Genomic DNA, 13033 nt, shown 5'->3' with positions numbered 1-13033 from the left:
GGAAAAGTTCAGCATCCGCCCTAACAAATGCCGCAGCGCTCATTTCCTTCCCCTCCGGATTTCACGATCGGCCCGGAAGGTTGTTTCACGAGCACGCTGATAGTTGAACGTGCGGTCAAACAATCCAAATGCCAGAAACCAGATCGGCGTCGCAATGGCGCCGCCCACGGCCAGGACAATCCATTGCCAGAGACTTCCCCATCCCAGCAGCGGCGGTTCGCCGCGTGTCAGGATCAGTAGCAGCGTCAACAGAGGAGCGATCGCGCTTGCCGCAAGTCCCAGGATGAATTGGGCGAAAACCTGGTCTCGAAGAATCAGTTCCCGCTGTGAATGAATCAGAATCCCAACGAGCAATAACGGCAGCACCGTGACACCCAGCGGATTCGCGGAAAGCGAATCAAACAAAAGGCCGGCGGTCACGGCAGTCAGGCTCGTCGTGAATAATCCCGTCGAGAGGCTGGCATAAACGATCAACCCGGGAAGAAGGTCGATTTGCGCGCCCAGAAGATGCCGAATGCCCTGGAAGGCCGACTCCCAGAACACTGCAAGGGCCGCCGCCAGCAATACCAGGATGGAAGTAATTGCGTTCATGGGTTCAAGGAAACAGCACCCAGACTTCGTCCAGTGAACTCATGTTTGCGGCGAGTTTAATGCGTGCCTCCATGGAAAGGCCGAACTCCACAGGCCGCGCGTCGACAATCCGCCCGATGAGAATTCCCTTGGGAAAGATGCCACCCATGCCGCTCGTGAACACTTCCTGGCCCGATTTCAGGTGGGCGTTCTTCGAAAGATGGAACATGTCGACCAGCGAACCATCGAACGGCCCCCCGACGCCCACGACGCCCATGTCACCCGCGTCATTGCCAATCTGACCCGAAACGCGGCAGCCGGGATCGCCGAGGATGGCCACCTGCGAACGATCAACCGAAACGGAAGAGATTCTGCCGACGAGCCCGTCTGTCGTGAGCACAGGCAGGTTGGGGCGCATGCCATCCCGCGAACCGCGGTCGATTTGCACGGTGCGCCACCAGTTGGCGGGATCGCGAAGAACAACGCGCGCGAGCTTCATGTTCCAGCGCTTCTGTTGCTGCCAGCCGATCAGCCGGCGCAGGCGCTCGTTCTCGCGGGCCGTCTCCGACCCCTGCAAGGCCTGCGTTCGCAATTGTTGGTTCTCCTGCCGCAACGCTTCGTTCTGACGCAATAATTCACGGCGCGTCGTGACTGCGTCGCTCGCTTTCTCAATCACCTGATGGGTCGAACTGGCCAGTCCGAAAAGGGGGAGAAAAACACTTCCGATGGCTACTTTGAGGCGTGTGGCAGTGCGGGCCGGGAGATTCAGGATAACCAGAATCATCACGACCATCGTTCCCAGGACTATGTAGTGCTGCCGCTTGAACATCTTTCATGGCCGCAGGAAGGGCGCCTCAAGCCGCGGCAGGCGCGGCACGAATGCGGATCAACCCGCGGAACGTGTCAGATGAAGGTGAAGCTGAGCGGAATCAGAATGCTGCGGAAGGGGCGCGATCCTGACAATGAAGCTGGTGCAAGCCCCGCAGCCGGCCCGTCGCCCAAAGGGAAACAGGTGCCTGGGACAGGATCGCTCTTCCGGTAGTGTCGGAGATCCGACGGCAGCGCGCGCGGATGATGCCGCGCGTTGGAAGGGCGATTCGTCCGCGGCCCTCGTAAAAGGGGAGCGGTTTGGGAGCGATGCGAACAGATTCAGATGTCTGGGAAAGCGGCTCCGATAGGGCCTCGAGACGTATATCCGGACGCGGGTTCAGGAGCTTCATCGCTCCCGCGGCTCGGGCGAGGACCTTGGTTTCCGGTGCTGATTCCTGCTCCAGCAGAAAACCTGCGTCAATGCGCGTTTTGTTTTCCGCCGTGCGTTTACCAATCATCAGTTTGCAGGCACGAGTCATGGGCACGATGAACACTTCACCAAAGGCGGCCCGGGCCACAACAGCCTGCCGTTTCGGGTGGAAGAGAATCCAGGCCAGGAGAATGACTGCCATCCTGGAAAGCCGGGTTGTTATTCGCGCAAACATGACGTTCGCCTGACGCCGCACACAGTAATGAGCCCCCGGGACAGGTCAAGGCGAAAGCCCCGGGGATGCCGCGGGGATCGCGGGGATCGCGCATCTGCAGTCCCAATGTTCCGGACCCACCGCACTGCGCCTCTTTAACCACGGATGAACACAGCGCGGCAGAGCTGCAACAACACGGAAGGGGGGAAAATGGGTTTACGCGAGTGACGCGAATTATCGCGAATTGAGGAGGAATTTTAACCACGGATGGACACGGATGCAGACCGAGGACCAAGGCCAAGGACGAAAGGACGAAAGGACGAAAGGACGAAGGGACGAAGGGACGGGTCAATTTTCAATCGCCCACGCTCTTCTCCGTTATCTCAGCGTGCTCCTGTTCAAAGCCTTCCCTCCGCGCCCTTCGCGACCTCCGCGTGAGGCGTTTCGCATTAAACCACGCATGAACCAAAGACACCAATCGCAACGATGAAGGGCTTTTAACCACGGATGAACACGGATTCTCAAACCAAACGCTGAAACGCTGCGCACTCTGTCGGCAGAAAAGCCGGAAGACGCGCCGATCAATGTCCGGGCATGCCTGTAACTCGGAAAAAACCCTGCCCTCCGCTGACGTCACGGCTGAAATGGAACTTCCCTGGTTCTGTTTCGACGACGTCCCCCCCGAACTGCCAGGAAACCAGGTCGGCCGAATGCCAAACGGAATATTTCGCGCCCGGGTTATCCGTGAACCGCAGAACGAACGTTCCAGCCTCAACGGCAGCCCCTAACTGAATGGGCTGCCGCGTGACAGTGAATGCGGATTCGTGAGCAAAGCTCGAACCGACAAATCCGGGATCAATCGATTGCACACTCCAATAATAGGTCCCCGGCGGCAAGCCACATAAAGGCCACACGTTCGATGTCACTGTTCCAGATTCCGATACGCGGCGCAGCCCAGTCAAAGGGTCTGCATGCGGGCTGATCACGTCAATCCCTCCCCGCATTGTCCCCACTCTTAGATTGTAGGTAAGTCCTCCCGAGCCGCCCGTCTCGGGATCGAGACCCCCTGTCCACGACAACAGCACCTCCCCTGTGGGAAGAACCAACGACGTTAACGAACCTGGCGCGGACGGTGGCCGGTTCGACCTCGTCATGTTGTTGCGAAAAATCGTTCCAGTGTCGTCGGACAGGATATCGAGATCCCCATCGCCGTCATAGTCAGCCCACGTGCAAGCTTCCAGCAACATGCGTTTGCTCGGGGCCTGGAGTTCAACGCCAATGTCCTCGAAGGTTCCATCACGGTTGTTCCGATAGACGAAAATCGAGCTATTCGTCGCTGCTGCAGAGGGTGTGTTGACTGCGAGGTCGAGCCAGCCGTCACTATCGAAATCACCCCAGCTTCCTACCATCGTTGTCGCAGGCAAAGCGGTTGGCACCTCCGAAAAAATGAAGGATCCATCATTTCGAAAAATCCCCGCGCGAACCGCACCGTAACTGTCCCTTCCCGCAAGAAACAGGTCGGGATCGCCGTCATTGTCAATATCCCCAGTAGCGACGCTGACCCCCCGCCATGGCATATGCAAGCCCGGGCAATGAAGTGGATAGTTGCGCAAACCCTTCCGCGCCGATGTTGCGATAGACCAGTATTGTTGGCTCATAATTGCTCGATAAACCCGCGGTGATGATGTCCAAACGGCCGTCGCAATCAAAATCGGCAAACACACCGCGACCGTAGACGCTTTCCAGTCGAACCTTCGCATCCGTGAACTGGCCGCCATCGTTGCGCAATAGCCTCGTATGCCTTTCGTATTCAACCATTCCGGACCCCAGTACCAGACATCCAGATCTCCGTCGTTGTCGAATCGCCCCAAGCAGCGTCTTCCAGGTCAAACGGCGAAGAGATCAGAACGCTGTTCGTAAATAAGCCATTCCCGAGGTTTTGGAATAAGAGGACCTCGTGGTCGCCCGTCACGAAATCAATCCAGCCGTCCCTGTTCCAATCGCCCGCCGCAATGGCCTGCCAGGCAGACGGGTGCCTATGCAAGACCTCGGAAAATGTCCCGTCACCTGTGTTTCTGAACAACCTGGACTCCAGGCTCGACGCGAAAAAATCCAGCCGCCCGTCATTGTCGAAGTCCATCCAGCAGGTCCGTGCACTGGCGGGAACAGGGCTCCCCGGCATGGCGGTGAATTCCTCGACTTGCAACTGGAATGTGCTGTGCACTTCGGTGAGCGCGGGCGGATTCTGCCCGAACCCAGGTGAATTCACGAGGCCCCATAGAAGTATCGGAGCCAGGAAAAATCCTCGGTCAAAGAATCGGCCTCGTGGGGAATGAACTCCTTTCACGCCTTCGTTGTTACCATAAGCGCCCGGCATCTCGCAACGCGCTGAGTATCATAGAAGCCGGGCTTTACATGAAAGCAAGCAAGCCGATCCTCTTTTGGTCCTTGGGTAAACGCGGTCGCGCGCGCAACAGGAGCGCCGCTCATAACCGGCCGCGGTTCGATCGACACTGGACATGCCGCGTTCTATTCCGACGTGCAACGACAGGGGAAGGCTTCCGCGTTCGTTGCTTAGCCTGAAATCCATGGCAGGAATCCGGCGAGGATCGCCCACAAAATGGAACGATTCCGCTGCCAGGAACATACAACCGCAAGGGCCGAACCAAGGCCAACCAGCCTTCCTCACGCAAAGGTCGCGATGGCCTCGAAGGAAAACCACCACCAAGATTTTCAGGATCACTTCGATGCCGTCGTGCGGGCTGTGGTGTTTGCCTTGCCGGTCAGGCTGCCCTTGCCCGGCGAAAGCAGTTCGGCCACCGAGCGATGCACCTCATACGGCGTCCACACATTGCTCTTCCAGACCTGCACCATTCTTCCATCCGGCCCGATCAGCACAGTGCGCAGATCGTGTGAGATCAACCCGTTTTCCCACTCATAGGTTAAACCCGTCAGGCTCGCGAGAAACTGGATTTGCTCCTCGGTGCCAGTCGCAAAGCTCCAATGCTTCGTGTCCGCTTCATAACGCTCTGCGTAGCTCTTTAGCACCTCCGAGGTGTCGAACGCGGGGTCCATGCTGACGCTCAACAGCTGAAACTTCCCGGGAAAGTCTTTGCTGAAGCGCGATTCAAGATCGGAGAGGTTCTTCGACATCAACGGACAGAAGTTGGGCAGGGGACAGCGCGTGTATATGAACGTCAGCACCACCGCTTTGCCGCGAAAATCTTTCAGGTGAATCTTCTTTCCGTCCTGATCCACCAATTCGAAATCCGGCATCAGTTCGCCGGCTTGCACGCGCTCCATCTCGAGATCCTTGAAGTGGATTTTGGGCGCTGGCTGCGCTTCGTCTCCCGCCACCTTCTCAATGCGCGCAATCCACGAATCGTCGTCCGTCACAGCCAGGTCGAACATCACCGTGTCACCCGGTTGGAGACCCGCGAGCACGCCAACGTCCTTCACATTCAGCGGCATTGTCATCGCGGGCATGTAATCTGGAATCTCCTCGTGCGTAATGCGAACGACCTTGTTGGCCACATCCACGCTGCGCACCTGGCCGCGAACGTGAAACGTTTGGGTGCCGACAGGTTCAGCCTTCGACTGCTGGCGGCGGTGAATCGTCGCCACACTCAAAACAGAAAACAACGTCACGGCGGCGAGAATCGGCAGGATCACTTTCGGTTTCATAAATCGGTTCGATGGAATCTCCAGAAGCTCAGCGCGAACGGCAGCGCAAGCCAAAGGAATACGGTTGAGAAAATCGTGGTTGCAGGAACGTGCACTCCCAGCTGCGCTGGAAGGTTCACAGCGCGAAAAAGATCAACGGGATTAAGCGCGAGCCAGCCGAGCGAGGGCGGGTTTTGGGGGACAGCCGCAAGGTGCGCGGTTTCGCCCGCGTTGTCGAAGGTGGCGTGGATGTCCGCCGCGGCGTTCACGTGCGTGGTGTCGCAGAGCAAGTCGATTTCCTCCGCGGCTGCGGGCGCGCGCGCTGAGAGGGTGATTCCCAGCGCCACCAGGTCAAAGACAAACACCACGAAACACCACACGAGCAGCGCTGCCACGAGCGCCTGGACGCGTGTGCGGCTCAATGTGGAAATCGCGAGGCCGGTGCCGAGAAAGATTACGCCGAGGATCAGGCCGGAAATCGCGAGATGCAGAAAAGGGGAAATGGCATTGTCCCTGGCAGCGAATCCAATCGCTGTGCCGGCAATCACGAAGCCGAGAACCAGCGGCACGGCGAGCGTCAGGACGCCGCCGATGAACTTCCCGAACAAGAGCCGGGCACGACTGACGCCGCCTGCAAGAACCAGGCGCAACGTGCGTTCCTCGTTTTCGCTGACCATCAGATCGTGCCCCAGCAGCAGGCCGAGCAACGGGACAAGATACTGAACCAGGTTGAGCAGGCTGATTACGGTGCGCTCGTATCCCTGCACTCCAATCCTGCCGACTTGAATCAACCCCAGGAAACTGGTCAACCCGATCGCGCCGAGCCAGACCAGCACGCACGCGACGACCCAGCCTGAGCGGAAGCGGTCGCTGAACTCTTTTGCAGCGATGATCCGTGTCTGGCGCAGCAATCCCAGCGCGTGGCGCCAACGCTTCAATGCGGGAGTGCGCTCGACGCCGCGTGTTCCTGGATGGGGCTCTGCTGAAACAGCGTGCACAGAGCCGTTCGCGATGATCTCGGCTTTCAAACCAGCACCTCCGCCGAATGTTTGGCGCGCGCGATTCGATGATAAATATCCTCGAGTGAATCCGCCGCAGGATGCTCTGCCTTCAATTGCGCCAGGGTTCCAGAGCTCGCCAGCCTGCCTTGCAGTAGAATCGCCACGTGTGTTGCCAGCGGCTCAACGGCCGACATTGTATGCGTCGAAATCAGCAGCGTCGCGCCGCGTTCGTTCTCCTCGCGCATAATCTCCTGGAGCGTTTCGAGCAAGGCTGGATCAAGGCCATTGAACGGTTCATCGAGGACAAGCAATTCCGGCCGTCCGCAGAGTGCGATGGCAAGACCCAATCGTTGAAGCATTCCTTTTGAGAGCGCGCGCGCCAGGCGCTCCTGCACCGAGCACAAGCCCACTCGCGTCAATTGTCGTTGAACTTCGGAATCCGAATAGCCCTTGAGTTCCGCAAAGAATTGCGCGTTTTCTCGAACCGTCCGTTGCGGATACACCGCCACGCGCTCGGCCACGTATCCGAAATTCAAGCGTTCAGCAGCGGTGATCGCGCTTCCGTTCAGTCGCAGTTCGCCCTGCGCCGGGCGCGTGAATCCGAGGAGACAGCCGAACAATGTGGATTTTCCGGCGCCGTTCGGTCCAAGCAAAGCCAGCACGTCTCCCGTTTCGACACTAAGCTCAATTCCATCCAGCGCGTGATTCGCGCCGTAACACTTCGTCAACCCGGAGATCTGCAGGTAAGGAGTCATCGCGTTGTGTCTCTCGTGCCAACTGATGCCACTCCGTTCACCCAATCACGTTTCATAAACCGTAGATCGTAAATGGGCGCCAGATCCGTCACGCCTGTTGTATCCATCAACGGCATCAGTTCCTCTCCCTTGCGCAACAGCGCGACCGCGGGGCTCAGTGCAAAAACGCGCGCTTCGGGATTCCGATCCACGATGTATCCAAACACATCGGTCTCATGATACGCCGTGTCGCCGATGCCATCGTGATTGCGATCGCTGCCTGTGTAATCACTCCAGTAGTTGCCACGGCCTTTCTCGGAGAACGCGTTCGGGGCTTTCCGGCCCAGCTCGGTTTCGAACGGCGGCTGCCAGACCTGGTCGCTGTTGCGGATGAACGCGTTGCCTACAAAGACGTTCTGCTCTGAGCAGTTGCTGAGATAAACGCCGATGTCATTCGTCGCAATGACGTTTCCCTCAAAACGGTTCTGCGTTGCCTGTTGGATGAACAATCCGCGGTTCTGCCCGGCGATCACATTGTGCGCGATGCGCGAGGTATCGAGCTGCTTGAAAATCATTCCGTGACGGCGATTGGCAGCAACGTGGTTTCCCTGCACGAGCGAGCCGCGGCTGAACATCAGCGTGGCGCCAACGGTATTGCGCATGAGCGAGTTCGTGAGCAGCTGGTTTTGATGCGAATACATGTAATGAATGCCGAAACGCGTGTCGTAAATGCGATTGCCGCCGATCACGCTGGCGTCCGCGTACGACAGATACATGCCATCGCGTTTGTGGTGGATTGTGTTGTTGAGCAGTTCGTTGCCCCGCGTTTTCCAAAGGTGGATTCCATTTCCGCGCGCGGCAGATGGCACCTTGGCGCTGCCTGAGATGTCATTGTTCGTTATGCGGCAATGACTCACGCCACGGATGTAAATTCCGAACCCGTCGTTCTCGATGCGGCACTGGCTCACGACCGCATCGGCTGCAGTGATCATGATGCCCGAGTCAAACGTGGTCAGGTCGCGGCCGGAGTTGAGTATTGTCAGTCCACTGATTTCACAATTGCGTGCGGCGATCGTGAGCGGTGTTCCTAAGCCTTCCGCATCGATCGTGGGTGAATTGCTGCCAACGAGGCGAATGGAGTGGTTGAGAACAATGCGCTCGTTGAAGACGCGAGGGCCGTGGACGATTATTGTGTCCCCATCGTCGGCCTTTGAAACAACTGCGGCGATGGACTCCGTGGCGTGGAATGTGGCGGCCGGTGCGGGAAGGATCACCGCAAGCCCAAGCGCACACCAGATGGCCGCACTGCAGAGACGGTGATCGTGATTGAGAACGCGCCGGTCGGAGCGACGCGATTCGGTTTCAAATTGCGAGCTGCTGTTCATCACATCTGCGCCAATGACGGCTCGGGATTGGTCCCGAACGCCGATAGAATTGTAAACACGACGGAATTGATGAACCGGGTGCGATCGAAGACGATCAGCACCGCGACCGCAATCATCACTGTTGCGCTCGTCCATTGCAGGCCGCGTGTCAGCCAGGGACGATGCATGAACTGCCAGCTCCAGTTGCCGACTGCGATTGCAATCGCCGCCATCGGGAGAGCCAGCGCGAGTGAATAGGTGCCAAGGATCAACGCGCCCCAATACCATGTCGATGTGCCGACAAAAATTAGCAGGGGATACAAAATCGCGCCGCCCATGCAGGTGAGGCAGCTCACGGAAAGGCCGAGCCCTGCGCAGAACGAATTGGCGGGCGTGATATTTTCAGAATCGCGCAGGCTCATCGCTGGCGCGCGGATCACCGCGGCGCGTTTCGCGGAAAACAAACCCACGACCGCTGCAATTCCAGTGCGGAACTTGCGTCCGAGCTTGGCCAGCCAGACGAAGCATTGGCTGCCGCGTTTCAGCAATCCCACCGACTTCAACGCGAAGAACACGAGGAATGAAGCGCCCAGCCAGTTCGCGTATCGTGTCCATCCGCCGAATCCTGGACCGTGATTCGCATGCGGATTGGCGGGTGCGGCCGCGGCGTTTGCAATCGCGGTGCTGACAGCTTCGGGAGTTGTTCCGCAGAACACGTCTGCCAGGGTCGCGCCCGCCTGCAGCTTCGCCTGCATTTCCAGGAGTTCAGTCGCAACCATGGCCACCGTTGCACCGCTGGCCATGTAGAGGACTGTGAAGCCCGCCACGAACGCAATGAGGTTGCGCACGATGCGGCCGCGAACTTCCGGCGGAATGCGGCGCGGGCGCGATGAGGATGGCAATGCAGAAGTCCCGGGTTGTTGCAACGTCAGTTTCCAGTTTCGCCCGGAACCCGCGCCTGCATGCGCAGCCAGCGCGATCTCCGGCGCAGGAGAGGCAACGGCCTGTGTTGCGCTGGCGGATCGCTCCGCCTTTTGTTCGGCCGCCGCCGCGGAACTCGCAATGCCTGCAATGATGCCCGTGTAGTAGGTCGTCAGTTCAATGGCGCACGGACTGAGAATGACCATCAGCGCGCCCACAACGCTCAGGACCAGCATTAATGTGCTCGCCACCGTGCGCGCTGGTGCGGCTTCGGCGACGGGCAGTTTCCATTCGAAAACCCGTTCAGGCGTCTTGCCGACGCCCGTCACGTGCAGTTTGAAATGTCCGCGTTCGGCTGCAAAGATCGGTTTACCGGAATTGTCCAGCAGGGGGAACACAACAAGATACATGTTGTGATGTTCGCTCAGGACCACGGGCGTTCCGAGCGACGGGTAGCGATCGCCGTTGCTGTCTTCAATCTCCACTTTGCCGCGCAGGTCCAGGTCGGCGATGGTGCCGACGTGCGTGTTCACGCCGAGAAGGAAGGGCTGCGCGCGACCGAGCCATTGCTGAAGATAGGGCTCAAGCTTCACCCGCTTGATGTATTCCGGCGTGGCGTAAGTCGCGTCGAAATACACATCAGACAGCGATACGCGTGACGCATCGCTCTGGCGTGACGTGGCAGGGCTGCCGGATTGAAGCTTCGGCACGACGTAAATGCCGATGACGAAAACCGTCAGCAACAGCACGAGGCCAGAAATGAAGAGAACGCGGGTGGCTTTCATGATACGTGGGAAGCCGCGGGTGCCACTAATGAATCAGCTGGGGGGTTGATCGCCGGTTTCACCTTCGGGGTTGCTGCCTTTTTCTGACGGGGCAGGCGGCTCAACCGTGCAGCGCCGAACTGCAGTGCGAGCGCAGAGCCTATCAACCAGGAGCCAAGGCTCAGGTTCGAGGTCACCGTGAACTGCGCGATCTTCCTGGTGCCAAGGAACGGCGGGGTGAAATCCTTCACGCCTGCCATGATAGTCTTCGCGTCGCGCTTATGGCCGATGTCGCGGATCTGCTGCATCGCCTGCACCGAAGCGAACGCCAGCGCGAGGCTTAGTGCTGCGGGAATGATGATCAACGCGCGGGAGCGAATCGATCGCGCCGCGAACGCCGCGATGACTCCCAACACGGCTGTCGCAATCAATGCGGCGGGCATCCATGCAAACTGAGGGAGCGTTTCAGGAACATGGACGCCGATGTATTGGTTCAGAACCGCGAGTTCCGTGAGGTCGCCGCGAAAGAAGTTCGGATAAACGGCGACGTTCAGGGCTTCCTCGTCCCGATACTGTGGCGCCTCGAGATGCATGTGCCACAACGGTAGTTTAAGGCTGAACAACAGCAGCGCGGCTGCGACGGCGGTGAACGCGATTGGGAGGACTCGCGAGCGCCAGCCGGCCTTTGATGGCTGCGGCGTTTGGTTGGCCTGGACGAGTTCCCGGTTATTCATACGCACTCTCCTTCTGCACGCTGCGGGCCTTGTCTTCCTTCGCGAGCGGCCCGAGATATTCGTTGAGCTGGGCGCCCTGCGGTTTCACCAGCATCCGTCCGCGCATTTCCAAATGCAGAGCGGAGCAGAACCATGTGCAGTAATACCAATACGTTCCGGGGTTCGGCGCCTTGAAGGTGGTTTCGACGGTCTGGCCGGGATCCACGCCGACGTTGATGCCGATGCGCGAGAACGCCACGCCGTGCGTCATGTCGCGAACCGTTTCCACGTTCGTCAAATGCACCGTGACTTCGTCGCCCTCGTGAACTTCAAACTGTTCCGGCACGAACTTCGACCGGATGCAGGTCATATAGACATCCACCTTGCTGCCATTGCGAACGACCTTCTCCTCTCCGAGTTTCACGGCATTTGCCTGCAGGTGATGCGTTTGAACGACCTTGTCCTCGAGGACTTTGCGGTGAACCATCACGGCGTCGTGGGGTTCGGGCAGCGACGGAAAGGCCGCCACCACGCGCATCTTGTCTCCCGAAATGTCGATGAGTTCCTGCGATTCCGGCATCGCAGGTCCCACGGGAAGGAACATGCCCTTGCTAAGCTTGTTCAATGAAATCAGCCAGTCTCCATTGGGATGGCTGGTGTCAGCGCCGGCCGCCTTCGTGTGGCCCACGTTGTAATGAACATCCACGCGGTCAACGATGTAATCGTCCGCTCCCTGAATCGCCTTGGCGATATTCCACTTCACGATCTGGGAATCAACGAACAGCGAGGTGTAGGCGTTCCCGCGGTCATCGAACGTGGTGTGCAGCGGCCCCAAGCCAACTTCCGGTTCGGCGATCACCTTCAGCGTCTTCGTGTCGATGATCGTGACCGTGGGTGAGAGTTTGCCGCTCGCCAGAACATATTTGCCGTCGGGTGTGACGTTGCAGCCATGCGGATTCTTCGGCACGGGGATCAGCGTCAACACGCCGGGAACTTTTTCCGATTCAATCACCGGCACGCCGTTGATCTTTGTGAAGTTTCCGTCAGCCAGAGCCTTTTCAGCGAGCGGCACATCAATCGCGCCAACGGCATCGCGATCCCGCTCAATCATGCCTTCGGAGGACACGGCATTTTCGGTGTTGTACATCGTGACGAACACATAACGCCCATCCTTGCCGGAGCTGGCGATGTCCGCGTTGCCCACGAAGCTCACCTGAAATTTGGTTTCGAGCGTCTGCGCATCGAGGAACGCCACGAGCGAACGGTAATTCTCGGCCTCGGTGGAATTTCCAGCGTGATCGGTTTCGAGTTCGCCGTTGACGAAAACGTATTTGCACGAGGGCAGATATGCAGCGAGGCCATGCGCACCCTGGATGTTCGGGACAACCTTGATCTCGGCCACTTCGAATGTGCGCAGGTCAATCTTCGCAATGCGATCGTTGGCCTTGTCATTGATCCAAAGCCAGTCGCCATCGTACCGCCCGCCGGTCTGGCTGAGCACGGGATGGTGAGTGTCGCCCCACAGCGGGCCCGTGGCGGCGAGACGCTTGTAGGTCTCGGATCCGGGATTGTTGGCATATCCGAGCGCCGCACGCGGTTCGAAGATCGGTATCTCCTTGATGAACCGGCAGGAAGGAAGGCCATAGACAAATACGCTTCCGCTCTGGCCGCCACTCAGGATGGCGTAATAGTCGTCCAGCTTGCCAGGCGCGACATACGTGAGTTGGGCGGCGGACGCGTTTTGCGCGGCGGTTTTCTGCTGGCGCGCGGTGGTGTCGGAGTTGCAGCCAGTGAACGCCATCGGCGCGAGCGCGAGGAGCGGGAGGAGGATTGAAACTTTCATGTGCGT

General features: G+C 58.8%; 13 protein-coding genes. All 13 read right to left on the bottom strand.

All coding sequences use genetic code 11. The features are described 5' to 3' along the window. Positions 1 to 39: 39 nt before the first annotated feature. A complete protein-coding gene (gene mreD, locus VEH04_01270) occupies positions 40 to 591 on the bottom strand; it encodes a rod shape-determining protein MreD (GenBank protein ID HYG21380.1) in 552 nt (183 codons plus the stop codon). 4 nt (positions 592 to 595) lie between these two features. Beyond that, positions 596 to 1399 carry a rod shape-determining protein MreC gene (gene mreC, locus VEH04_01265; protein ID HYG21379.1) on the bottom strand — a complete coding sequence of 268 codons (804 nt, stop codon included), beginning with the start codon at positions 1397 to 1399 and terminating at the stop codon, positions 596 to 598. A gap of 100 nt (positions 1400 to 1499) precedes the next feature. Next, on the bottom strand, positions 1500 to 2012 hold the full coding sequence (locus tag VEH04_01260; protein ID HYG21378.1) for a hypothetical protein: 513 nt from the start codon (positions 2010 to 2012) through the stop codon (positions 1500 to 1502). A 593-nt stretch (positions 2013 to 2605) separates the two neighbouring features. After that, positions 2606 to 3601, bottom strand: coding sequence for a VCBS repeat-containing protein (locus tag VEH04_01255; protein HYG21377.1), 996 nt, complete (start codon positions 3599 to 3601; stop codon positions 2606 to 2608). Beyond that, positions 3561 to 3842, bottom strand: coding sequence for a hypothetical protein (locus VEH04_01250; protein HYG21376.1), 282 nt, complete (start codon positions 3840 to 3842; stop codon positions 3561 to 3563). Before VEH04_01250 ends, VEH04_01255 begins: the two co-directional genes overlap by 41 nt. Next, the gene (locus tag VEH04_01245) at positions 3835 to 4293 is read right to left on the bottom strand and encodes a VCBS repeat-containing protein (GenBank protein HYG21375.1); all 459 of its coding nucleotides are present in this window, start codon (positions 4291 to 4293) and stop codon (positions 3835 to 3837) included. Before VEH04_01245 ends, VEH04_01250 begins: the two co-directional genes overlap by 8 nt. A gap of 470 nt (positions 4294 to 4763) precedes the next feature. Next, positions 4764 to 5708 (bottom strand): SCO family protein, encoded by a 945-nt coding sequence (locus tag VEH04_01240; protein ID HYG21374.1) that lies wholly within the window; start codon positions 5706 to 5708, stop codon positions 4764 to 4766. Then, positions 5705 to 6715, bottom strand: coding sequence for an ABC transporter permease (locus VEH04_01235; GenBank protein HYG21373.1), 1011 nt, complete (start codon positions 6713 to 6715; stop codon positions 5705 to 5707). The genes VEH04_01240 and VEH04_01235 overlap by 4 nt, the downstream gene beginning before the upstream one ends. After that, positions 6712 to 7443: an ABC transporter ATP-binding protein gene (locus VEH04_01230; GenBank protein ID HYG21372.1), complete on the bottom strand. Its 732-nt coding sequence runs from the start codon at positions 7441 to 7443 to the stop codon at positions 6712 to 6714. Before VEH04_01230 ends, VEH04_01235 begins: the two co-directional genes overlap by 4 nt. After that, the gene (gene nosD, locus VEH04_01225) at positions 7440 to 8807 is read right to left on the bottom strand and encodes a nitrous oxide reductase family maturation protein NosD (protein ID HYG21371.1); all 1368 of its coding nucleotides are present in this window, start codon (positions 8805 to 8807) and stop codon (positions 7440 to 7442) included. Before nosD ends, VEH04_01230 begins: the two co-directional genes overlap by 4 nt. Beyond that, complete coding sequence (locus tag VEH04_01220) at positions 8807 to 10492, bottom strand: hypothetical protein (GenBank protein HYG21370.1); 1686 nt, start codon at positions 10490 to 10492, stop codon at positions 8807 to 8809. The genes nosD and VEH04_01220 overlap by 1 nt, the downstream gene beginning before the upstream one ends. Next, a complete protein-coding gene (locus VEH04_01215) occupies positions 10489 to 11205 on the bottom strand; it encodes a hypothetical protein (protein HYG21369.1) in 717 nt (238 codons plus the stop codon). Before VEH04_01215 ends, VEH04_01220 begins: the two co-directional genes overlap by 4 nt. Then, positions 11198 to 13027 carry a cupredoxin domain-containing protein gene (locus tag VEH04_01210; GenBank protein ID HYG21368.1) on the bottom strand — a complete coding sequence of 610 codons (1830 nt, stop codon included), beginning with the start codon at positions 13025 to 13027 and terminating at the stop codon, positions 11198 to 11200. Before VEH04_01210 ends, VEH04_01215 begins: the two co-directional genes overlap by 8 nt. Positions 13028 to 13033: the final 6 nt, after the last annotated feature.

It is taken from the genome of Verrucomicrobiia bacterium (assembly GCA_035629175.1).
Lineage (GTDB): Bacteria > Verrucomicrobiota > Verrucomicrobiia > Limisphaerales > DASXHY01 > DASXHY01.
This window is presented reverse-complemented; position numbering and strand designations above follow the sequence as displayed.